Origin of the sequence: Streptomyces sp. DT190 (assembly GCF_049846985.1) — a bacterium.
GTDB lineage: Bacteria > Actinomycetota > Actinomycetes > Streptomycetales > Streptomycetaceae > Streptomyces.
Genome location: NZ_JBNCNM010000006.1, coordinates 265713 through 288132 on the forward strand (window position 1 = coordinate 265713; position 22420 = coordinate 288132).

Genomic DNA, 22420 nt, shown 5'->3' on the forward strand with positions numbered 1-22420 from the left:
GTGGCGGTTCTCAGTCCTGTCGGTCCTGACGGGGAATCAGCTCGTGCGGCCCTTGGCGTCGAACGCCTTCATGCGGTCCAGGACCGAGTCGGCCGTGGGCTGGTGCATCTCGTCGACGATCCGGCCGTCCGCCAGGAAGACGACCCGGTCCGCATAGGCCGCGGCCACCGGGTCGTGGGTCACCATCACCACGGTCTGGCCCATCTGCCGCACCGAGTTGCGCAGGAAGCCCAGCACCTCGGCGCCGGAGCGGGAGTCGAGGTTGCCGGTGGGCTCGTCGCCGAAGATGATCTCGGGCCGGGAGGCCAGCGCCCGGGCCACGGCGACGCGCTGCTGCTGGCCGCCGGACAGCTGGGAGGGCCGGTGGCCGAGCCGGTCCGCGAGACCGACCATGCCGATGACCGAGTCCAGCCACTGCTTGTCCGGCTTGCGGCCCGCGATGTCCATCGGAAGGGTGATGTTCTCCAGGGCCGTCAGGGTCGGCAGCAGGTTGAAGGCCTGGAAGATGAAGCCGATCTTGTCCCGGCGCAGCTTGGTCAGCTGCTTGTCCTTCAGGGAGCCGAGCTCGGTCTCGCCGATGCGCACCGACCCGGAGGAGAAGGTGTCGAGACCGGCCACGCAGTGCATCAGGGTCGACTTGCCGGAGCCGGAGGGGCCCATGATCGCGGTGAACTCGGCCTGCCGGAAGTCGACGGAGACCTGGTCCAGGGCGATCACCTGGGTCTCACCCTGTCCGTAGATCTTCGAGAGATCCGTGGCGCGCGCGGCCACGGTGGTGGCCCGGTCGGCGAGGGATGCGGTGGTCACGGGATGGCGCTCCTGTCGAAACGGCGGTGTTCTGGAGGGACGTGTTCCATCGTCCGGGTCCCATGCCGCCGTGTAGTCACCCGTAGTCCCGGTTCTCGGGGCCGACTCCGGTCTGACGGAGCGGGGCGGTGTCATACCTGGGAATGACGAACGCCCCTGAGGGGCCGCGCTGTCGGGGACCGATGCGTCCGGGTGTCGAGAACAGGTGGAGTGCCCTCGTTCGGGCGGTGAAATTCCGTCATTCCGCATACGCCGCCCACCGGCGCGCGTCAGGCTACTGGCAAGTGCGGATGGCGTGTTCCGTGTGCTGATGCACCCTCAGACGTCAATAAAATAAGACAACATCGGTCCGCCCGTCCGCTGTTCGGGGGATGCGTCCCGATAGTCTCGGAACCTCGTTGCGGAGCCCATGGCCTGCCCGGATGGTGGAATGCAGACACGGCGAGCTTAAACCTCGCTGCCCCTTCGCGGGCGTGCCGGTTCGAGTCCGGCTCCGGGCACCTTCCGACCCCTGCATGGTTCATCGAGTTCTTCACCGCATGCCCGTTGACAGCGGTGGCATGCCACCGGAAACTCATCGGAAAGTAGTGAAATATTTTTCACTACGCGAACAACAACGGGACACGGGCCCTGAGGACCCGAGAGAGAAGGCGCCCGATGCGCACCACCGTCGGCATCATCGGAGCCGGGCCCGCCGGACTCCTCCTCGCCCGGCTGCTCCACAACGCCGGCATCGACGCGGTCGTCCTGGAGAGCCACGACCGCGCCTACGTCGAGAGGCGGCAGCGCGCCGGGATCCTGGAGCAGGGCACGGTGGACGTGCTGCGCGCGGCCGGCGCCGGGGAGCGCATGGACCGCGAGGGACTGCGCCACGACGGCATCGAGCTCCGCTTCGACCGCACCCGGCACCGGGTCGACTTCCCCGGCCTGACCGGCGGCCGGTCCGTGACGGTCTACGCCCAGACCGAGGTCTGCAAGGACCTCATCGCCCTGCAGCGGGAGGAGGGCGGGCCGCTGCTGTTCGAGGCGGAGGCGCTGGCCGTCGAGGACGCGGACACGGACGCCCCGCGCGTCCGCTTCCGCCACCGGGGCCGCGACGACGTCCTGGAGTGCTCCTGGGTCGTCGGCTGCGACGGCTTCTGGGGCGTGTCCCGCCGCGCGATCCCGGCCGGACTCACCCGGGTCTTCGAACGGACGTACCCCTTCGGCTGGCTCGGCATCCTCGCCGACGTGCCGCCCTCGCACGACGAGCTGGTCTACGCCCGCCACGACCGCGGCTTCGCCCTGCTGTCCATGCGCTCGCCGTCCGTCTCCCGCCTCTACCTCCAGGTGCCCGACGGCACCGACGCCGGGGCCTGGAGCGACGAGGAGATCTGGGACGAGCTGGAGCGCCGTTTCGAGACCGCCGACGACTGGCGCCTGGAGCGCGGCCCGATCACCCAGAAGTCGGTCACCCCCATGCGCTCCTACGTCCACGAGCCCATGCGCCACGGCCGCCTCTTCCTCGCCGGCGACGCCGCCCACATCGTCCCGCCCACCGGCGCGAAAGGGCTCAACCTCGCCGTCGGGGACGTCGTGACCTTCGCCCGGGCCCTGATCCACCAGCGCGAGACCGGCTCACCGGAACTGCTCGACGCGTACTCGCGGACCTGCCTGCGCCGTGTCTGGCAGGCCGAGCGGTTCTCCTGCGACATGACGGCCCTGCTGCACCGGGCCCCCGGGGCGACGCCCTTCGAGGACCGGCTCCAGCTCGCCCGGCTGGAACGGATCGCCTCCTCACGCGCCGCCGAGACCGACCTCGCGGAGGCGTACACGGGCTTTCCGCTGGCGTGAGGATGAATGACCCCCTCCGGTGAGGGGAATCACGAAGCGGCGTAGCGTGTTGCGCTGCACGACGAGGGAAAGATCCTCCCCAAGCAGTAGGGTCATTCCTTTGCCTACCTATTACTCTTGAGCCAAGGCCACGTAGTGTGGCCATGGAGGAGTGAAATGAGGAGCAGAAACCCGGTCTTCTCGCGACGGGGGTTCAGCCGCGACAACGGCTACGCGGGCTTCAACACCGCGCCGCAGGCCGGGGGTCCCGCTGTCGCCACGCAGGGCAACCCGTACGCGCAGCAGCCGACGGGCAACCCGTACGCGCAGAACCCTTACGCGCAGAACCCTTACGCCCAGCAGGACCAGCAGTACGGCGCGCCGCCGCAGGCCCCGGCCACCACCGGCCGGATGACCATCGACGACGTCGTCCTGCGCACGGCGAGCACGCTCGGTGTGCTCATCCTCACGGCGGCGCTCTCCTGGGCCCTGCTGCCGGTCGACGACGCCAACATCAGCCGGAGCTACGGCATCGGTATCGGCGCCGCGCTGATCGGCATGGTCCTGGCGTTCGTCCAGTCCTTCAAGCGCAAGGCCTCGCCCGCGCTGATCCTGGCGTACGCCGCGTTCGAGGGTGTCTTCCTCGGCGTGGTGTCCAACATCGTCGACAACCGCATCGCCGACGGCGCCGCGATGCAGGCCGTGATCGGCACCATGGCGGTCTTCGCCGGTGTGCTGATCGCCTACAAGGCCGGCTGGATCCGCGTCAACCGCCGCTTCTACGGCTTCGTGATGGCGGCCGCGCTCGGCTTCATCCTGCTGATGACCGTGAACCTGCTGTTCGCGGTGTTCGGCGGCGGTGACGGCCTCGGCTTCCGCAGCGGTGCCCTCGGTGTCGTCTTCGGCATCATCGGCATCATCCTCGGTGCCTGCTTCCTCGCCCTGGACTTCAAGCAGGTCGAGGACGGCGTGGCCTACGGCGCCCCGCGCGAGGAGGCGTGGCTGGCGGCCTTCGGCCTGACGCTGACGCTGGTGTGGATCTACCTGGAGTTCCTGAGGCTCATCTCGATCCTCAACAGCAACGACTAGTCCCACGACCGTCGTGCGCGAAGGGCCCCGGCTCCGGCCGGGGCCCTTCGGCGTCCAGGCCCGCCGACCCGGAACGGTGCGCGCCTAGAGCAGTTTGCGCGCGGCCCTCCTCAGGTCGTACTCGTGGATGATCGCCTTGGCGTGGCCGTACGCCAGGTTGTGTTCGTGCCGGAGCCAGCTGACCTTTTCCTCGAAGCGGAAGAGTGCCGGGCCTTCTTCGACGGTGCGCAACCAGTCGGAGATCTCACGACCGGTGCAGTGGGGAATGCGGGCGAGCATGTTGCGGTGGGTCTCTTCGGAGAAGACTTGGGACATCGGCGCCTCCGGACGCTGGGATGTAAGCCGGTCCTTCAGGTCACCGTGCCTGAGTGTTCGCCCGTTGGCAACAGTCCCGGTGCGACGCGTACGCTCGCGGCGTGGTTGATACGACGCCTTTGACCCGTGCGGTGGAACACTTCGCCGATCGTCTGAGGGCCGCGCCCCAGAGCCGGCTGCAGCGGGGTGCTGCCGCCGAGGCTCTGGAGCTGGCCAGGGAGTTGGCCCGGAGGGCGCAGGTCCTCGAGGGCGTGGAGCCGCGGGTGATGCCGGACGCGGGGATGTTCGCGGCGGCGGACCAGATCATGGTCGCCGCGCACGATCTGGCCGTGGTGGTGCCGGGCGACGCCGAGGTCGACGAGGCGGTGCTGCTGGTGGGGGAGGCGCAGAAGCGGGCGGGGGTCTGAGCCCCGCGCGCGGATGCGGCCCCGTCGTGGCCGGTCGCGCGGCTCCCCGCGCCCCTAGAGGGACGCGATGACCCGGTCCGCCAGGATGTAGACGTTCTCCTCGCCGCACTCGAACGTCAGCGTGTACGCGCCGGAGATGCCGGAGCCGCCCAGCAGGGTCGGGGCCACCCCGGCCCGGAGTGCGGCGGCCAGGCGCTCCGCCGTCTCGCGGTGGCCCGGGGTCATGCACAGGGTGGTGCCGTCGGCGAAGACGTAGACGTCCAGCGTGCCCAGCGGGCCCGGGCGGACGTCCGTGAGCTCGACGCGGGAGGCGGCCAGCTCCTCCAGGGCGGCGACCGTGCGCTCGTGGTCGTTCACGACCGGCGAGGGGTTCGGCACGAAGTCCGGGTGGGACGGGTGGCGGCGGCGGGCGGCGGCCAGCTCGGCCGACTCGGAGGGCGTGTCCCGCACGCTCGGCTCGTCGGAGTCGGCGCCGGGCTCGGAGACCGGTTCGAGGCCCGCGAAATCGGCCTGCCGGGGCAGGAACAGATCGGTGTCGCCCAGCCCCAGCAGGGACGGCGCGTCCGAGGCGTCACGGGTCTCCTGCGCGGCCCAGAACGCCCGCGCCTCGGCGAGCTCGCGCTCCCGCTCCTCGGCGAGTGCCGCGGCGACGGCGGCCCGTATCTCGTCGGCGTCGGCGTGGGTACGGGCGGCGGGCAGCAGGGCGCGGGTGGTGGCGGCGCGGTTCTCGGCCAGCGCCGTGTGCAGGGCCGCGACCTGACGGCGCAGCTGCAGAACGGTGCGCAGGACGGCGACGCCCACGGCGCCCGTGGCGGCCGTGGTGACCAGCAACGCGATCGGCATGGCGCTCACTGACGTACTCCCGGTTCAAAGTCGACCCCCGACTTCCTACATCAGCTTGAAGGGCGGACTATCCACCTGTCAGTGCGTAACGTCACGAAACGGACAGGGCTTCGGTCGTGGGGGAGGGGGTGGGGCTGCTGTGACCTGGGCTTCTGCCCGCGCGGAGGGAGATAGGTCACATCCTGGGGGAGATTGGATCACAAAACGGCCCAGAACCCAGGAGTTTCCCGGGTTCTGGGCCACGGCCTCACGGTCGGTGCTATGGCGGCTACGGAGTGGTGCTCAGCTGAGGCGCTCGATGACCATGGCCATGCCCTGGCCGCCGCCCACGCACATCGTCTCCAGGCCGAACTGCTTGTCGTGGAACTGCAGCGAGTTGATGAGCGTGGTGGTGATGCGGGCGCCGGTCATGCCGAAGGGGTGGCCGACGGCGATGGCGCCGCCGTTGACGTTCAGCTTCTCCAGCGGGATGTCCAGGTCGCGGTAGGAGGGGATCACCTGGGCGGCGAACGCCTCGTTGATCTCCACCAGGTCGATGTCGCCGATGGTGAGCCCGGCCCGCCGCAGGGCCTGCTTGCTCGCCTCCACCGGGCCGAGGCCCATGATCTCGGGCGAGAGGCCGGAGACGCCGGTCGAGACGATCCGCGCGAGCGGGGTGAGGCCGAGCTCGCGGGCCTTGGTGTCGGACATGATCACGAGCGCGGCGGCGCCGTCGTTCAGCGGGCAGCAGTTGGCGGCGGTGACCATGCCGTCGGGGCGGAAGACCGGCTTGAGGCCCTGCACGCCCTCCAGGGTGACGCCCGCGCGGGGGCCGTCGTCCTTGGAGACGACCGTGCCGTCGGGCAGGGTGACCGGGGTGATCTCGCGCTCCCAGAAGCCGTTCTTGATGGCCTCCTCGGCGAGGTTCTGCGAGCGGACGCCGAACTCGTCCATGTCCTGGCGGGTGACGCCCTTGGCGCGGGCCAGGTTCTCGGCGGTCTGGCCCATCGCGATGTACGGGTCGGGCAGCAGGCCGTCCTCGCGCGGGTCGTGCCAGGTGGAGCCCTCGGACTGGGCGGTCTCGGCGGTGCGGGCCTCGGCCTCGGCGAAGAGCGGGTTGTGGGTGCCCGGCATGTCGGAGCTGCCGTGCGCGTAGCGGGAGACCGTCTCGACGCCGGCCGAGATGAAGACGTCGCCCTCGCCCGCCTTGATGGCGTGCAGGGCCATGCGCGAGGTCTGCAGGGAGGACGAGCAGTACCGGGTGATCGTGCAGCCCGGCAGGTGGTCCATGCCCATCTGCACGGCGACGATGCGTCCGAGGTTGTGGCCCTGCTCGCCGCCGGGCAGGCCGCAGCCGAGCATCAGGTCGTCGATGTCCTTCGGGTCCAGCTCGGGGACCTTGGCCAGGGCGGCCTGGACGATCGTGGCGGCGAGGTCGTCCGGGCGGAGGTCCTTGAGGGAGCCCTTGACGGCGCGGCCGATGGGGGAGCGGGCGGCTGAGACGATCACGGCTTCGGGCATCACGGCTCCATTGACGTACCGGGTGGTCGGGCGGGCTGACTGGGAAGTTACCCGTACGTATGGTCCGGGTCACGGGTGTCGCGGTGTGACCCTGGCCGCAATTGTCTAAGCGCTTGCTTGGCCGACTCACCCGCCCGCCCTCAGACCGAGGGCGTAGCGGGTGCCGGTTCCTGCTCGGGCACCCGCCGGCGGCGCCGGCGCTTCAGCAGGGCCCAGGGGCCGCGCGGACCGGTCGGCATGGCCGCCGCCACCTCCGTACCGGCCTCCGAGGCGGCCTCCGCGGCCGCCCGTGCCACCGGCAGGAAGCCCTCGCGGCGGGAGGCGTCCGGGCGCTCCTCCTCGGCCGGCCAGAGGCCGAGCGCGGCGCAGACGGTCGGCAGGACCGCCATCGCCGCCGTCGCGTAGCCCTCGGCGGACGGGTGGTAGTAGTCCGGGCCGAACAGCTCCCGCGGGTTCGCGGCGAACTCGGGGCCCAGCAGGTCGCCCAGGGACACGGTGCGGCCGCCCTGCTCGACGACGCCGATCGTCTGGGCGGCCGCCAGCTGGCGGGAGGTCCGTCTGGCCAGCCAGCGCAACGGCTGCCGGACCGGCTCGATGGTGCCCAGGTCGGGGCAGGTGCCCACGACGACCTCCGCGCCGGCCGTGCGCAGCCGCCGGACCGCCGAGGCCAGGCAGCGCACCGAGCGGGTCGGGGGCATGCGGTGGGTGACGTCGTTGGCGCCGATCATGATCACGCAGATGTCGGGCACCGGGCCGGGGCCGGCCAGCACCAGGGCGACCTGACGGTCCAGGTCGTCCGACCGGGCCCCCGGCAGCGCGACCGTGCGCAGCTCCACCGGGCGCTCCGCCAGCGCCGCGACCCCCGCGGCGAGCAGCGCGCCCGGTGTCTGCCCGGCCCGGTGCACGCCCTGGCCGGCCGCCGTGGAATCACCCAGCATGGTCAGCCGCAGCGGCGGCAGCTCGGAGGAGACGGCGTACGTGCGGCCGTACAGCCCGTCCGCGTTCGGCACGTGCCCCGACGTGCCGTTGCCCACCCGGCGCCGGGCCAGCTGCACCTCCGCCAGCACCAGCCCCACGGTGGCCGCCCCGGCCAGACCGATCCCGCCGCCGCCGTACGCGGCGCCGGCCGCGATCCGCCGGGCCACCCTCGCCCTCGACATGTTCGACATGCGTCGCCGCCACCTCCTCGAACCCGTACACCCAGTGCTTGCCCCGTACAGGGGGTCGCCGAATCTCAACGGGGAGTGAACGACCGTCACGGGCGACGGCGAAGTCATAGGCTGGCCGCACACTACGACCGAAACTTTTGCGGCATCCGGAGACAACGGTGCGATTTCACGACTCGATGATCAGTCTCGTCGGCAACACCCCGCTGGTGAGGCTCAACAGCGTGACCAAGGGCATCAGGGCGACCGTCCTGGCCAAGGTGGAGTACTTCAACCCCGGCGGTTCGGTGAAGGACCGCATCGCCCTGCGCATGATCGAGGCGGCGGAGGAGAGCGGCGCGCTCAAGCCCGGCGGCACGATCGTCGAGCCGACCAGCGGCAACACCGGTGTCGGGCTGGCCATCGTGGCCCAGCAGAAGGGGTACAAGTGCATCTTCGTGTGCCCCGACAAGGTGAGCACCGACAAGATCAACGTGCTGCGCGCCTACGGCGCCGAGGTCGTGGTGTGCCCCACCGCCGTGGACCCCGAGCACCCGGACTCCTACTACAACGTCTCCGACCGGCTGGTCCGCGAGACGCCCGGGGCCTGGAAGCCCGACCAGTACTCCAACCCGAACAACCCGCTCTCCCACTACCACTCCACCGGCCCCGAGCTGTGGGAGCAGACGGAGGGGAGGATCACCCACTTCGTGGCGGGCGTCGGCACCGGCGGCACCATCTCCGGCACCGGCCGCTACCTGAAGGAGGCCAGCGACGGCAGGGTGAAGGTCATCGGCGCCGACCCGGAGGGCTCGGTCTACTCCGGCGGCTCGGGACGGCCGTACCTCGTCGAGGGCGTCGGTGAGGACTTCTGGCCCACCGCCTACGACCGCACCGTCGCGGACGAGATCGTCGCCGTGTCCGACAAGGACTCCTTCCAGATGACCCGCCGCCTCGCCAAGGAGGAGGGCCTGCTGGTCGGCGGCTCCTGCGGCATGGCGGTCGTGGCCGCGCTGGAGGTCGCCGCGCGGCTCGGCGAGGACGACGTCGTGGTGGTGCTGCTGCCGGACAGCGGGCGCGGCTACCTCAGCAAGATCTTCAACGACGAGTGGATGGCCGACTACGGCTTCCTGGAGGACGCCGGCCCGAGCGCCCGCGTCGGCGACGTGCTCGCCGACAAGGAGGGCGACCGCATGCCCTCCCTCGTCCACATGCACCCCGAGGAGACCGTCGGCCAGGCCATCGACGTGCTGCGCGAGTACGGCGTCTCGCAGATGCCGGTCGTCAAGCCGGGTGCCGGGCACCCCGACGTGATGGCCGCCGAGGTCGTCGGCTCCGTCGTCGAACGCGAGCTGCTGGACGCGCTGTTCAGCAAGAGCGCCTCGCTGGACGACCCGCTGGAGAAGCACATGTCCGCGCCGCTGCCGCAGGTCGGCTCCGGTGAGCCGGTCGCGGACCTGATGGCCGTGCTGGGCAGGGCGGACGCGGCGATCGTCCTGGTGGAGGGCAAGCCCACCGGAGTGGTCAGCCGGCAGGACCTGCTGTCGTTCCTCGCCCGTACCGGGAAGTGACGGCCAACACCCGGTGAACGGCGCGAGTACCGGGTGAACGCGTGCCGTCCGCGATCTTCGTGGACGGCACGCAAGTGGTACGAGGGCGTCACGTCGGCGCAGCACCCGCTTAACACGGGACCTGCACAGTGGTGGTTGTCGGCAGGGCGGGAGCGGCTCCCCGCCCCCGCCGGCGCCGTAGGCGTCACGGACCTCCGGAGCGGCTCCCGGACCTCCACCGACGCCACGGACGCGGGGGCCCGGCCTGACCAGGTCCGCGTCCTTCGCGGGGACCGCCGTCGTCCCGCCCCTCGTTCACGGGGGTGCGGCGGTCCCCGCGCACCTCTTCCGCGCCCCCGGCTGCTGCGGTTTCGGCCCGGGCCGGCCCGTGGACCGGGGCTGTCCGGGCGCGCTCAGCCCGTGTGACTCGTCGCCCAACTGCCCAGCAGCGCCAGGCGTTCCGCTGTCTCCGAACCCGGTTCCGGCGCGTAGGCCACGATCGTCTGGTCCGGCGCCGACGGGACCGTGAGGGTCTCGTAGGGGAGGGTCAGCAGGCCCGCGACCGGGTGCCGCAGGTGCTTCACACCGTGGTCGCAGGGCTTGACCAGGTGGTCGGCCCACAGGCGGCGGAAGTCCGCGCTGGCGCGGGTCAGTTCCGCGACGAGCTCGCCCAGGGCCGCGTCGCCCGGGTGGTGACCCGCGTTCAGGCGCAGGTGCGCGACCGTCTGTTCGGCGACCGCGGTCCAGTGCGGGTAGAGGTCGCGGGAGGCCGGGTCGAGGAAGAACCGGCGCGGCAGGCTGCGGTCCTCGGGGCCGGTGCCGTCGAGGCCGAGCAGGGCGTCGCCGAGGGCGTTCCAGGCGAGGACGGTCATCCGGTGGTCCAGCACGTAGGCCGGGTTGCGGTCCATGCCGTCGAGGATCAGCTGCACACCGGGGCGCACCGAGGACGTCTGCGGCCCGCCCCCGCCCCGCCGGTGCGGCCGGGCCACCGCCCGCAGGTACTCCCGCTCGGCCTCGTCCAGCCGCAGCACCCGGGCGACGGCGTCCAGCACGGCGTCCGAGACGCCACCGGACCGTGTCCGCGCAGGGCCCCCGGGGCCCCTGCCCTGTTCCAGGCGGACGTAGTAGTCGACACTCACCCCGGCCAGCTGCGCCACCTCCTCGCGGCGCAGTCCCGGGACGCGGCGGCGGCCGTAGGAGGGCAGCCCCACCTCCTCCGGGCGGATCCGGGCGCGGCGCGAGCGCAGGAAGTCTCCCAGTTCTCCGTCCATGCCCCTCAGCGTAGGCGGCCCGGAGCCGGCGAACCTGGTACTGCGGGACCCAGGAAAACCGTCGCCCTGGGTGCGGCGGCCCGGGCCGCCGAGGGTGGTGGACGGGACCGGGGAGACGCCCCGGCCACCGACCGAGGAGGACCCATGCCGTACGAGAACCTGGCCGGCCGCACCGCCGTCGTCACCGGAGCCGCGAGCGGCATCGGCGAAGCCGTGGCGGTGCTGCTGGCCGCGCACGGCGCCCGCGTGGCGCTGCTGGCCCGGCGCGAGGAACGCCTGGCAGCGGTCGCCGGGAAGATCCGGGCCGGCGGCGGTCAGGCCCTGGCCGTCACCGCGGACGTCACCGACGAGGCGTCCGTCGCCGGTGCCGTCGACCGGATCCACGCCGAGTACGGGCCCGTCGACCTGGTCGTGAACGCGGCGGGCGTGATGCTGCCGCACCCCGTCGACGCCCGGCGCGCCGACGAGTGGCAGCGGATGCTCGACACCAACGTCGCCGGGGTGCTGCGGGTCACCGGAGCCTTCACGGCCGACCTGGTGGCCGCCGCCGAGGCGGGCCGGACCGCCGACCTGGTGAACATCTCGTCGATCGCCGCGCACGTCAGCTTCCCGAACTACGCGGTGTACGGCGCCACCAAGGCGGCCGTCACCTACCTGTCGGAGTCGCTGCGCGGGGAGTTCGGGCCCCGGGACGTCCGGGTCACCAACATCGAGCCCGGGTTCGTCGAGAGCGAGCTGCGCACGCACATCGCCGACGCGGAGCTGTCCCGCGCGGTGGACGGCATGCTGGAGGCGGTGGGCGCGCTGTCCGCCGAGGAACTGGCCGACGTGGTGGCCTACGCGACGAGCCGGCCGCGCCGGGTCAACCTGCGGCAGATCGTGGCCCTGCCGACACGGCAGGTCTGACCGCCGGGCCGCCCCCTCAGTCCTCCCAGCCGCTGTCCTGGGAGGACTTGCGGCGTCCGAACAGGCCGGGGTTGGTGCGGGCGGCCTGCACCACGTTCACGCCGACGATGCCCGCCCAGGCGGTGAGCAGGCCGGGCAGGTGGGCCACGCCCCCGCCGATCGCGGACAGCGGCACCGCGAGGACGAGGGAGACGATCCCGAAGCCGAAGCGCTCGCCCCAGGAGTCCGTGGCCCGCGGCGTCCGGGAGTCCCGGGCGGTCTGCATCTGCTGCTCGGCGAGCTGCCGGCGCACCCGGCGCTCGACCGCGCCGTCGATCCGCTGGTCGACCTTCTCCAGGAAGGAGTCGACCAGCGCCGACTCGTAGTCCTCGCCCAGTTCCCTGCGGGCGTGCAACGTGGCGTCGAGTTCCTTCTTCAGCTCGGTGTCCCGCGCGTCCATTCCGCTCATGCCGTCCACGGTAGGGAGCCGGGACGGCGGCCGCACTGGGGTTAGCCCCCCTGTCGGAGGGGTGGTTCACCGGGAGGCCGCTTGCCGGTCTGCATATGCTCATGCAGAATCCTCAGCTACTGAATAGGCGAGGGGGAGCACGTCATGAGCGTGACCGACAGCCCTGCCGCGCGGCTGCAGGCGCTCTTCGAGGGCCACCGGCTGACGCCGACCCAGCGGCGCATCGCGCACAGCATGGTGCGCCGCGCCGCCGACGTGCCGTTCCTGTCGAGCGTGGAGCTCGCCGAGCTGGCCGGCGTGAGCCAGCCCTCCGTGACGCGCTTCGCCGTCGCCCTCGGTTTCGACGGCTACCCGGCCCTGCGCCGCCACCTGCGCGAGGTCGCCCCCGCGGAACCGGCGGGGGAGGCCGCCTCGGCCAACGAGTACCAGCAGGCCGTCGAGGCCGAGATCGAGAACCTGCGGCACCTGGCGGACGCGCTCGCCGACACCGGGCCCGTGCAGCGGGCCGGGCGGCTGCTCGCGGCCTCCCGGCCGCTGCCCGTCCTCGGACTGCGGGCGGCGGCCGCCCAGGCCCACGGCTTCGCCTACTTCGCGGCCAAGGTCCACCCCGACGTGCGGCTGCTCAACGAGGGCGGCACGATGCTCGCCGACCGCATCGACGCCGCCGTCCGCGCCGGTGCCTCTGCACTGCTGTGCTTCGCGCTGCCCCGGCACCCCCGCGAGGTCGTCGACGCCCTCACCCACGCCAGGGAGACCGGCCTGACCGTCGTCACGGTCGCCGACTCCGCCTTCGCCCCCGTCGCCAAGGTGTCCGACCTGCTGCTGCCCGCCGCCGTCGGCACCGGCCTCGCCTTCGACACGGCCTGTGCCCCGATGCTGCTCGGCCGGGTCCTGCTGGAGGCCATGTGCGACGACCTGCCCGAAGCCCAGGCCCGCCTGGAGGAGTTCGACGCCAAGGCGGCGGCACGGGGCCTGTTCGTCGACTGACGGGAACGGCTCCCGCTTCTCAGACTCGTCTCACGTTGCGCCGCTAACCTGCGTCTCCTGCAACTCTCTTCAGACGCTTCGGGTACCGGACGGAGGCTGATCGACATGCGCGGAGGACATGGACTGGCCCGGGTGGCCGTCGTCGTACGGGCGGGTGCCGCCCCGCTGTGGTGGCTGGGGGTGCTGGCGGCCGGCGTCGGCCTGCTCCCCGAAGGGCTCACCGGCCGCCGTATCGGCGTGACGGCCGGAGCCGCCCTCTTCCTCGTGGCCGCGGCCACGGTGACCACCGCCCGCCGCAAGCGCTACACCGCCCTGGCCGCCTCGGCCGCCCGGGCCGGCAAGCACGACGTGCTCCAGGACCGCGCGGTCACGGCCTGCAACTGGCGCCGGGCCCACCGCTGGTGGCTCCTGCTGGCCTTCCTGGCCGCCCTGGGCACGTCCTTCGCGCTGCCGGCCGCGGGCGGCATGCTGCTGGCCGGCTGCGCGGTGGGCCTGTGGCTGAAGGCGGCGTGGCTGGGCCGCCGCGAGCGCGCGGGCGAGGTACTGCTGTGGGTCCGCGTGGACTGGCTGCGCGCGGGTGTCGCCCGCCCGACGGGCAAGCGGGTCAAGGCGTTCCGCAGCACGGGCATCGCGGCCGGCGACGCGGCCCCGGGCGGGACGCGCAGGAAGAGCCCGGCCCCCGGCGGAACGCGAAGGAAGACGCCGGCCCTCGTCTGACCGACGGCGGGGACACGCCGCCTCGGGGGCGCGGGGAACTGCGCGATCAGCCCTCACGCCCCCGCAGCACGGGGATCGCGGCCGGCGACGCGGCCCCCGGCGGAACGCGAAGGAAGACGCCGGCCCTCGTCTGACCGACGGCGGGGACACGCCGCCTCGGGGGCGCGGGGAACTGCGCGATCAGCCCCCGCGCCCCCGCAGCACGGGCATCGCGGCCGGCGACGCGGCCCCCGGCGGAACGCGCAGGAAGGCACCGGCCCCGTCTGACCGACGGCAAGGGCACGCCCCTTCGGGGGCGCGGGGAACTGCGCGATCAGCCCCCACGCCCCCGCAGGCGCCCCACCCACGGGACTCCCACGGAACTCCCTCGGCGCTCAGGCCAACGCATCCACGTGCGCCCCGCCGGACTCCGCGACGACCTCCGCCACGGTCTGCGCCGGCCGCACCACCGCGAACCGCCCCCCGGGCCAGAACCCGAACACCCCGGGCCGCACCAGCGAGTTGTACCCGTAGTGGTGCGCGAAGTAGTACGCCCCCGTGTCCAGCGCCGCCGCGTAGTCCCCCTGCTCCAGCAGCGGCATGGACCTCTCCTGAGCCAGCAGGTCACCCGCGAAGCAGGCCGGTCCGGCGACGTCCTGCACCACGACGGGCCCCTCCTTCACCCGCCCCTTCGCGTCGTACGCCGCGATCCGCAACGGCCAGCTCCCCGGCGCGTACACCGTCCGCGCGGCCACCTGGACCCCGGCGTGCGTCACGGCGACCGCCCGGCCGCCCGAGCGCTTGGCGTACTCGACCCGGGCCACCACCGTGCCGTGCTTGGCGAGCAGGGACCGCCCGAACTCCGTGACCAGGCCGTACCGTCCGTCGAACAGCCCGGGCACTTCCCCGGCCAGCATCCGCGCGTACTGGGCGTACGTCGGTGTCGTCGCGTCCGAGGCGAAGTTCACCGGCAGCCCGCCGCCGATGTCCAGCGTGTCGACCTGCCGCCGCCCCGCCCGGCGGTTGATCTCCTCCGCCAGCGCGTACGCCTCCGCCACGCCCCGCGCCATCAGGGACAGCGGGACCCCCTGGGACCCGGTGTGGGTGTGCAGCCGGGTCAGCCACGGCCGGTCCAGAAACGCCCGCACCACCCACTCCCGCGCCCCTTCGTCCCGCAGCGCCACCCCGAACTTGGAGGTGGCCGTCGCCGTCGACAGCGCCTCGATGGCGCCGCCGCCGACCTGCGGATTCACCCGGATCCCCAGCGGGGAGCGGCCGGGGTCCGTGCGCATCAGGGCGTCGATCCGGGCCAGCTCCTGGGGGTTGTCCGCGTTGACCGCGATGCCCAGCTCCAGGGCCTCGCGCAGCTCGGCCGGCGTCTTGGCGGGCGAGTCGAGCACCGTCATCCCCGCCGGCACCCCCGCCGCCCGGGCCAGCGCCAGCTCGCCCGGGCTCGCCACCTCCGCGCCGACGCCCTCCTCGCGCAGCAGCCGCAGCACCGGCACCAGCGGGGTCGCCTTCACCGCGAAGGCGTGCAGCACGGGGGTGCCCGGCGCGGTCACCTCAGCGAACGCCGCCCGCAGCTCGGCCGCCGACTCCCGGATGCCGACGACGTCCAGCAGCCCGGCCAGGGGCCGGTCCGGCCCCAGCAGGCCCTGCTCCACCGCGGCCCGCACCGCCTCGTCCCGCCGCGTCGCCCGCCCGGCCCCGGAGCCGTCCTTCTCTTCCGTCTCCATGTCTGCGCCCATGCCTCCAGCCAAACATCCACGGCACGGCCGCGCCGACCTCCCGCTCTATTGACTAGCTCTATTCATGAGTCCAGGATGTGAATAGAAGCAGCAACATCCGCCGGGAGACCCCACCAGGAGGCAGACCATGTCCGGACCCCGCCCCGTCCGAGCGCCGCGCGGCACGCAACCGAGCGCCCTCGGATGGCAGCAGGAAGCCGCCCTGCGGATGCTGCAGAACAACCTCGACCCGGAGGTCGCCGAACACCCCGACCAGCTCGTCGTCTACGGCGGCACCGGCAAGGCGGCCCGCGACTGGCGCTCCTTCGACGCGATGGTGCGCACCCTGCAGGGCCTGAAGCAGGACGAGACCATGCTCGTCCAGTCCGGCCGGCCGGTCGGCGTCATGCAGACCCACGAGTGGGCCCCGCGCGTGCTCATCGCCAACTCCAACCTCGTCGGCGACTGGGCCACCTGGGAGGAGTTCCGCCGCCTCGAACAGCTCGGCCTGACCATGTACGGCCAGATGACGGCCGGTTCGTGGATCTACATCGGCACCCAGGGCATCCTCCAGGGCACCTACGAGACCTTCGCCGCCGTCGCCGCGAAGAGGTTCGGCGGCACCCTCGCCGGCACCATCACCCTGACCGCCGGCCTCGGCGGCATGGGCGGTGCCCAGCCCCTCGCCGTCACCATGAACGACGGCGTCGCCCTGTGCATCGACTGCGACCCGCGCGCGATCGAGCGCCGCATCGAGCACCGCTACCTGGACGTGCAGGCCGACGATCTCGACCACGCCCTCCGGCTGGCGACCGAAGCCCGCGACGCCCGCCGTCCGCTGTCCATCGGCGTCCTCGGCAACGCCGCCGAACTCGTCCCGCAACTGCTGGCCCTGGGCGCGCCCATCGACATCGTCACCGACCAGACCTCGGCGCACGACCCGCTGGCCTACCTGCCGCTCGGCGTCGACTTCGACGAGATGGCCTCCTACGCCGCCAAGGACCCGGCCGGCTTCACCACCCGCGCCCGTGAGTCCATGGCGAAGCACGTCGAGGCCATGGTCGGCTTCCAGGACGCCGGCGCCGAGGTCTTCGACTACGGCAACTCCATCCGCGGCGAGGCCAGGCTGGCCGGATACGACCGGGCCTTCGCCTTCCCCGGCTTCGTCCCCGCCTACATCCGCCCCCTCTTCTGCGAGGGCAAGGGCCCCTTCCGCTGGGCGGCCCTGTCCGGCGAGGCCTCCGACATCGCCAAGACCGACCAGGCGATCCTCGACCTCTTCCCGGAGAACGAGTCCCTGGCCCGCTGGATCAAACTGGCCGGTGAGCGTGTCCACTTCCAGGGCCTGCCCGCCCGCATCTGCTGGCTCGGCTACGGCGAGCGCGACAAGGCCGGTGAGCGGTTCAACGACATGGTCGCCAGCGGGGAGCTGGCCGCGCCGGTCGTCATCGGCCGCGACCACCTCGACTGCGGCTCCGTCGCCTCCCCCTACCGGGAGACCGAGGCCATGCTCGACGGCTCCGACGCGATCGCCGACTGGCCGCTGCTGAACGCCATGGTCAACGTCGCCTCCGGGGCGTCCTGGGTGTCCCTCCACCACGGCGGCGGCGTCGGCATGGGGCGGTCCCTGCACGCCGGGCAGGTGACCGTGGCCGACGGCACCCGGCTGGCCGGGGAGAAGATCCGCCGCGTCCTGACCAACGACCCCGGCATGGGCGTCATCCGGCACGTCGACGCCGGGTACGACATCGCCGAGTCCGTCGCCGCCGAGCGCGGGGTGCGGGTCCCGATGCGCGAGGGTGACCAGGCGTGACCTTCCACAGCATGTGGGCGGAGCTGCTGCCGATCGGCCGCAGCTCCGCCTCCGGCGGCTACCGCCGCTTCGCCTGGACCGGCGCCGACCTGGACTGCCGGGCATGGTTCAGGGAGCAGGCCGAGGCCCGCGGACTGACCTACGAGACCGACCGCAACGGCAACCAGTGGGCCTGGCTCGGCGACCCGGCCCGCGGCGACGCCGTCGTCACCGGCTCGCACCTCGACTCCGTCCCCGACGGCGGCGCCTTCGACGGGCCCCTGGGCGTCGTGTCGTCCTTCGCCGCCCTCGACGAGCTGCGCGACAGGGGAGCGCACCCCACCAGGCCCCTCGGCATCGTCAACTTCGGGGACGAGGAGGGCGCCCGCTTCGGCCTCGCCTGCGTCGGCTCCCGGCTCACCGCCGGGCAGCTCACCGCCGCCGACGCCCACCGGCTGACCGACGGGGAGGGGACCACCCTGCCCCGGGCCATGGAAGCCGCCGGATACGACCCGGAGGCCATCGGGCCCGACCCCGAACGGCTCGCCCGCATCGGCGCCTTCGTCGAACTCCACGTCGAACAGGGCCGGGCCCTGGACCTGTCCGGCGACCGCGTCGGCGTCGCCGGCGCGATCTGGCCGCACGGCCGCTGGCGGTTCGACTTCGACGGCGAGGCCAACCACGCCGGCACCACCCGCCTCGCCGACCGGCGCGACCCCATGCTCGCCTACGCCGAGACCGTCCTAGCCGCCCGCCGCGAGGCCGAACTGGCCGGCGCCGTCGCCACCTTCGGCAAGATCGCCGTGGAGCCCAACGGCGTCAACGCCATCCCCTCCCTGGTGCGCGGCTGGCTCGACTCGCGTGCCGCCGACCAGGACCGCCTGGACGCCGTGGTCGCCGGGGTGCACAAGGCCGCCGGGGAGTACGCCGCCGCCCACGGGGTCGATCTCGCCGTGGTCCGGGAGTCCTTCACCCCGGTCGTCGAGTTCGACCACGCCCTGCGCGACGAACTCGCCCGGATCCTCGGCCAGGACCGGGACCCGCAGCTCACGGTCCCCGTCCTCGGCACCGGCGCCGGACACGACGCCGGGATCCTCTCCGGGAGCATCCCGACCGCCATGCTGTTCGTGCGCAACCCCACGGGCGTCTCGCACTCCCCGGCCGAGTTCGCCGCCGAGGACGACTGCGTGGCCGGAGTGCTCGCCCTCGCCGACGTACTGGAAGGACTGGCCTGCCCGTGACGCCCGCCCAGCAGAGCCGCACCTACTGGCTGGAACACGCCTGGCTCGGCACCCACGTCGAACCGGGCGTCGCCCTGGAGACGGCGGACGGCCGCATCACCGCCGTCCGGACCGGGGTGGACGCCCCGCCCCCCGGCGCCGAGCCGCTGCGCGGCCTCACCCTCCCCGGCCTGGCCAACGCCCACTCGCACGCCTTCCACCGCGCCCTGCGCGGCACCGCCCAGATCGGCTCCGGCACCTTCTGGACCTGGCGCGAGGTCATGTACTCCGTCGCCGACCGGCTGACCCCGGACACCTACCACGCGCTCGCCCGGGCCGTGTACGCGGAGATGGCCCTCGCCGGCATCACCGCCGTCGGCGAGTTCCACTACGTGCACCACGCCCCCGACGGCACCCCGTACGCCGACCCCAACGCCATGGGCGAGGCCCTCCTCGCGGCCGCCGCCGAGGCCGGCATCCGGGTCACCCTCCTCGACACCGCCTACCTCTCCTCCGGCTTCGGCCGGCCGCCCACCCGCCACCAGCTCCGCTTCTCCGACGGGGACGCCGACGCCTGGGCCGCACGCTGTGCACTTCTCAAGGAACGGGATCACGCGCGGATCGGGGCGGCGATCCACTCCGTGCGGGCCGTGCCCGCCGGCCAGCTGGAGACCGTCGCACGCTGGGCCGAGGAGCGGCGCGCCCCGCTCCATGTGCACCTGTCCGAGCAGACCGCGGAGAACGACGCCTGCCGGGAAGCCCACGGATGCACCCCGACCCAGCTCCTCGCCCTGCACGGGGTGCTCGGACCGCGCACCACCGGCGTCCACAACACCCACCTGACCGCCGAGGACATCTCCCTCATCGGCGCCAGCGGCACCGGCACCTGCATGTGCCCGACGACCGAGCGCGACCTGGCCGACGGCATCGGGCCCGCCGTCGCCCTGCAGAACGAGGGCTCCCCGCTGTCCCTGGGCTCCGACAGCCACGCCGTGATCGACCTGTTCGAGGAGGCGCGGGCGATGGAGCTGAACGAGCGCCTGCGCACCCGCACCCGCGGTCACTGGACGGCGGCGGCCCTCCTGCGGGCCGCCTCGGCCGACGGCCACGCCGCCCTCGGCTGGGACGAGGCGGGCGCCCTGGAGCCGGGCGCGCTCGCCGACTTCACGACGATCGCCCTCGACTCGGTCAGGACGGCAGGGCCGCTTCCGCGGCTCGGGGCCGAGACGGCCGTATTCGCCGCGTCGGCAGCGGACGTGTCGCATACGGTCGTGGCAGGCCGGCACGTCGTACGGGACGGGGTCCACACCCTGGTGCCGGACGTGCCGCGCGCCCTCGCGGACGCCGTCGCAGCCCTGCGCGGATGACCCCGGGCCACCCACCCGCGCGGCCCGGCTCCGCCCCCGTACCCGATCCCACCGCCGACCAGGCCACCAAGGACGCCATGAGCAACGCGACGACCGTCAGCCCCGCCCACTCCGCGAGCACCGCAAGCACGCTCATCACCAACATCGCCGCCCTGGTCACCAACGACCCCTCCCTCGGTGACAATTCCCCCCTCGGACTGATCCACGACGCAGCGGTCGCCATCGAGGGCGACCGCGTCGTGTGGACCGGTGATCACAGCAAAGCACCCGCCACTGACAATCGCGTCGACGCCGGCGGCCGGGCCGTCCTGCCCGGCTTCGTCGACTCCCACTCCCACCTCGTCTTCGCGGGCGACCGCACGCAGGAGTTCAACGCCCGCATGTCGGGCCGCCCTTACCGCGCCGGCGGCATCCGCACCACGGTCGCGGCCACCCGGGCGGCGAGCGACGGGGAACTGGAGGCCAACGTCACCCGTTACCTCGCCGAGGCCCTCCGCCAGGGCACCACCACGTTCGAGACGAAGTCCGGCTACGGCCTGACCGTCGAGGACGAGGCCCGCGCCCTGCGCGTCGCCGCCGCCCACACCGACGAGGTCACCTACCTCGGCGCCCACATCGTCGCGCCGGAGTACGCGGAGGACCCGGCCGGTTACGTGGCCCTGGTCACCGGCGAGATGCTCGACGCCTGCGCGCCGCACGCCCGCTGGATCGACGTCTTCTGCGAGCGGGGCGCCTTCGACGGCGACCAGGCCCGCGCCGTCCTCACCGCGGGCAGGGCCAGGGGGCTGCACCCGCGCATCCACGCCAACCAGCTCTCCCACGGCCCCGGCGTCCAGCTCGCCGTCGAACTCGACGCGGCCAGCGCCGACCACTGCACCCACCTCACCGACGCCGACGTGGACGCCCTGGCCAACAGCCGGACGGTGGCGACGCTGCTACCGGGCGCCGAGTTCTCCACGCGCGCCCCGTGGCCGGACGCGCGGCGGCTGCTGGACGCGGGGGCGACGGTCGCGCTGTCCACGGACTGCAACCCCGGCTCGTCGTTCACCTCGTCCGTGCCGTTCTGCGTCGCGCTCGCCGTGCGGGACATGGGGATGACCCCGGACGAGGCCGTCTGGTCCGCCACCGCGGGCGGCGCCGCGGCCCTGCGCCGCACGGACGTCGGCCGCCTCACCCCGGGCGCCTACGCCGACCTGGTGCTCCTGGACGCGCCGAGCCACGTCCACCTCGCCTACCGGCCGGGCGTGCCGCTGGTCAGCGGCGTGTGGCGGCGGGGCCGGCGCGTGGTGTGAGAAGCGGGGAGGAACGGCCGCACGCGCCTGGGGGCGGGCCCTGAGGCCCGCCCCCGAAGGACACGGAAGGACACGGGAGGACACGATCACCCGGAGGGGATCACTCCTCGACCGTCAGCCCCTTGCGCAGCCGTACCAGCGTCCGCGACAGCAGACGCGAGACGTGCATCTGCGAGATGCCGAGCTCCTCGCCGATCTCCGACTGGGTCATGCCGGCGACGAACCGCAGCGACAGGATCTTCCGGTCGCGCGGCGGGAGTTCCGCTATCAGCGGCTTCAACGACTCGACGTACTCGATGCCTTCGAGCCCGTGGTCCTCGTAGCCGATGCGGTCCGAGAGCGCGCCCTCGGAGTCGTCCTCCTCCGGCTGGGCGTCCAGCGAGGAGGCGGTGTAGGCGTTGGACGCGGCCATGCCCTCGACGACCTCGTCGTTGGAGATGCCGAGCCGCTCGGCCAGTTCGTGCACCGTCGGGGCGCGGTCCAGCTTCTGCGCCAGCTCGTCCCCGGCCTTGGCCAGGTCGAGCCGCAGCTCCTGGAGCCGGCGCGGCACGCGCACGGACCACGAGGTGTCACGGAAGAAGCGCTTGATCTCGCCGATGATGGTCGGCATCGCGAACGTGGGGAACTCGACACCGCGGGACAGCTCGAAGCGGTCGATCGCCTTGATCAGGCCGATGGTGCCGACCTGGATGATGTCCTCCATCGGCTCGCTGCGGGAGCGGAAGCGGGAGGCGGCGAACTTGACCAGCGCCAGGTTCAGTTCGACGAGCGTGTTGCGGACGTACGAGTACTCGGGGGTGCCTTCCTCCAGCGACTCCAGCCGCTCGAAGAGGGTCTTGGACAGGGCCCGTGCGTCGACCGCGTCGACTTCCTCGTACGGGGGGATGTCCGGAAGTCCGGAGAGAAGGTCGTCGGGTGTGACGAGCGTCTCGTCCTGCTCGATGGGTTCCAGATGTTCCGGAGGGGGTGTCGACGTCGCTTTCTGGGTACGCGATGCGTCGAGCCGGGGTGACATGATGTCCTCCATCGTTCTCGGCATATGGCTGCCGGAGCCAGTACGTGCACTGCGGTGTGCGGCGCCTCCAAAGCCGGCCGTGTCGGTTACGTGTCCTTACTAGGCCTACCCGCTTTCCTGAGCCGACCGCAAGTGCGCTCTGTGGGCATATGTCCGTTTGTGTGGGGTTGTTCGGGTGTCGGAGTGTGTGAGGAAGGCGTAGTGTTCGAGGGCGTCAGTACAGCCACGACG

General features: G+C 72.7%; 20 protein-coding genes and 1 tRNA gene. 12 read left to right on the forward strand and 9 right to left on the reverse strand.

All coding sequences use genetic code 11. From position 1 onward, the window contains the following. Nucleotides 1-36: 36 nt before the first annotated feature. Nucleotides 37-807, reverse strand: coding sequence for an ABC transporter ATP-binding protein (locus ACPXCS_RS14235; RefSeq protein WP_425946838.1), 771 nt, complete (start codon nt 805-807; stop codon nt 37-39). 416 nt (nt 808-1223) lie between these two features. Between ACPXCS_RS14235 and ACPXCS_RS14240 the strand changes: the two genes are divergently transcribed. The 3 genes from ACPXCS_RS14240 (at nt 1224) to ACPXCS_RS14250 (ending at nt 3708) form a co-directional block, all read left to right on the forward strand. Continuing rightward, a tRNA-Leu gene (locus ACPXCS_RS14240) sits at nt 1224-1307 on the forward strand. 157 nt (nt 1308-1464) lie between these two features. Then, a complete protein-coding gene (locus ACPXCS_RS14245; RefSeq protein WP_425946837.1) occupies nt 1465-2640 on the forward strand; it encodes a 4-hydroxybenzoate 3-monooxygenase in 1176 nt (391 codons plus the stop codon). A 156-nt stretch (nt 2641-2796) separates the two neighbouring features. Beyond that, entirely contained in the window at nt 2797-3708 is a 912-nt protein-coding gene (locus ACPXCS_RS14250) for a Bax inhibitor-1/YccA family protein (protein WP_425946836.1), read from the forward strand. Nucleotides 3709-3792: 84 nt separating this feature from the next. On the opposite strand, the gene ACPXCS_RS14255 is transcribed toward ACPXCS_RS14250, so the two are convergent. Continuing rightward, on the reverse strand, nt 3793-4023 hold the full coding sequence (locus ACPXCS_RS14255; RefSeq protein WP_059424410.1) for a DUF4287 domain-containing protein: 231 nt from the start codon (nt 4021-4023) through the stop codon (nt 3793-3795). A 101-nt stretch (nt 4024-4124) separates the two neighbouring features. On the opposite strand from ACPXCS_RS14255, the gene ACPXCS_RS14260 reads away from it, so the two are divergent. Further along, on the forward strand, nt 4125-4430 hold the full coding sequence (locus ACPXCS_RS14260; protein WP_425946835.1) for a hypothetical protein: 306 nt from the start codon (nt 4125-4127) through the stop codon (nt 4428-4430). 54 nt (nt 4431-4484) lie between these two features. On the opposite strand, the gene ACPXCS_RS14265 is transcribed toward ACPXCS_RS14260, so the two are convergent. The 3 genes from ACPXCS_RS14265 to ACPXCS_RS14275 all read right to left on the reverse strand — a co-directional run bounded on the left by ACPXCS_RS14265 (nt 4485) and on the right by ACPXCS_RS14275 (nt 7942). Continuing rightward, a complete protein-coding gene (locus tag ACPXCS_RS14265; RefSeq protein ID WP_425946834.1) occupies nt 4485-5282 on the reverse strand; it encodes a hypothetical protein in 798 nt (265 codons plus the stop codon). A gap of 273 nt (nt 5283-5555) precedes the next feature. Continuing rightward, the gene (locus tag ACPXCS_RS14270) at nt 5556-6773 is read right to left on the reverse strand and encodes an acetyl-CoA C-acetyltransferase (protein WP_425946833.1); all 1218 of its coding nucleotides are present in this window, start codon (nt 6771-6773) and stop codon (nt 5556-5558) included. A gap of 140 nt (nt 6774-6913) precedes the next feature. Further along, a complete protein-coding gene (locus ACPXCS_RS14275; protein ID WP_425946832.1) occupies nt 6914-7942 on the reverse strand; it encodes an SGNH/GDSL hydrolase family protein in 1029 nt (342 codons plus the stop codon). 158 nt (nt 7943-8100) lie between these two features. Here ACPXCS_RS14275 and ACPXCS_RS14280 point away from each other — a divergent pair, with 158 nt between their 5' ends. Continuing rightward, nucleotides 8101-9489, forward strand: coding sequence for a cystathionine beta-synthase (locus tag ACPXCS_RS14280; RefSeq protein WP_425946831.1), 1389 nt, complete (start codon nt 8101-8103; stop codon nt 9487-9489). 392 nt (nt 9490-9881) lie between these two features. Here ACPXCS_RS14280 and ACPXCS_RS14285 read toward each other — a convergent pair whose 3' ends face one another. Continuing rightward, the gene (locus ACPXCS_RS14285; RefSeq protein WP_425946830.1) at nt 9882-10739 is read right to left on the reverse strand and encodes a helix-turn-helix transcriptional regulator; all 858 of its coding nucleotides are present in this window, start codon (nt 10737-10739) and stop codon (nt 9882-9884) included. 144 nt (nt 10740-10883) lie between these two features. Here ACPXCS_RS14285 and ACPXCS_RS14290 point away from each other — a divergent pair, with 144 nt between their 5' ends. Continuing rightward, the gene (locus tag ACPXCS_RS14290) at nt 10884-11645 is read left to right on the forward strand and encodes an SDR family oxidoreductase (RefSeq protein WP_425946829.1); all 762 of its coding nucleotides are present in this window, start codon (nt 10884-10886) and stop codon (nt 11643-11645) included. Nucleotides 11646-11661: 16 nt separating this feature from the next. Here ACPXCS_RS14290 and ACPXCS_RS14295 read toward each other — a convergent pair whose 3' ends face one another. Then, the gene (locus tag ACPXCS_RS14295; RefSeq protein ID WP_425947098.1) at nt 11662-12084 is read right to left on the reverse strand and encodes a hypothetical protein; all 423 of its coding nucleotides are present in this window, start codon (nt 12082-12084) and stop codon (nt 11662-11664) included. 153 nt (nt 12085-12237) lie between these two features. Between ACPXCS_RS14295 and ACPXCS_RS14300 the strand changes: the two genes are divergently transcribed. Further along, nucleotides 12238-13080, forward strand: coding sequence for a MurR/RpiR family transcriptional regulator (locus ACPXCS_RS14300; RefSeq protein ID WP_425946828.1), 843 nt, complete (start codon nt 12238-12240; stop codon nt 13078-13080). Between the two features lie 105 nt (nt 13081-13185). Further along, nucleotides 13186-13797, forward strand: coding sequence for a hypothetical protein (locus tag ACPXCS_RS14305; protein WP_425946827.1), 612 nt, complete (start codon nt 13186-13188; stop codon nt 13795-13797). A gap of 374 nt (nt 13798-14171) precedes the next feature. Here the strand turns inward: ACPXCS_RS14305 and ACPXCS_RS14310 are convergent, their stop codons facing one another. Continuing rightward, nucleotides 14172-15524, reverse strand: a complete 1353-nt coding sequence (locus ACPXCS_RS14310; RefSeq protein ID WP_425946826.1) for a diaminopimelate decarboxylase — start codon at nt 15522-15524, stop codon at nt 14172-14174. A 127-nt stretch (nt 15525-15651) separates the two neighbouring features. Here ACPXCS_RS14310 and hutU point away from each other — a divergent pair, with 127 nt between their 5' ends. The 4 genes from hutU to hutI are packed head-to-tail and all read left to right on the forward strand — an operon-like array spanning nt 15652 to nt 21174. After that, a complete protein-coding gene (gene hutU, locus ACPXCS_RS14315; RefSeq protein ID WP_425946825.1) occupies nt 15652-17316 on the forward strand; it encodes a urocanate hydratase in 1665 nt (554 codons plus the stop codon). After that, a complete protein-coding gene (locus tag ACPXCS_RS14320; protein ID WP_425946824.1) occupies nt 17313-18536 on the forward strand; it encodes an allantoate amidohydrolase in 1224 nt (407 codons plus the stop codon). Before hutU ends, ACPXCS_RS14320 begins: the two co-directional genes overlap by 4 nt. Next, nucleotides 18533-19882 carry a formimidoylglutamate deiminase gene (locus ACPXCS_RS14325; protein WP_425946823.1) on the forward strand — a complete coding sequence of 450 codons (1350 nt, stop codon included), beginning with the start codon at nt 18533-18535 and terminating at the stop codon, nt 19880-19882. Before ACPXCS_RS14320 ends, ACPXCS_RS14325 begins: the two co-directional genes overlap by 4 nt. Beyond that, nucleotides 19879-21174, forward strand: a complete 1296-nt coding sequence (gene hutI / locus ACPXCS_RS14330; RefSeq protein ID WP_425946822.1) for an imidazolonepropionase — start codon at nt 19879-19881, stop codon at nt 21172-21174. Before ACPXCS_RS14325 ends, hutI begins: the two co-directional genes overlap by 4 nt. A gap of 100 nt (nt 21175-21274) precedes the next feature. Here hutI and ACPXCS_RS14335 read toward each other — a convergent pair whose 3' ends face one another. Next, nucleotides 21275-22201 (reverse strand): RNA polymerase sigma factor SigF, encoded by a 927-nt coding sequence (locus tag ACPXCS_RS14335; RefSeq protein ID WP_425946821.1) that lies wholly within the window; start codon nt 22199-22201, stop codon nt 21275-21277. Nucleotides 22202-22420: the final 219 nt, after the last annotated feature.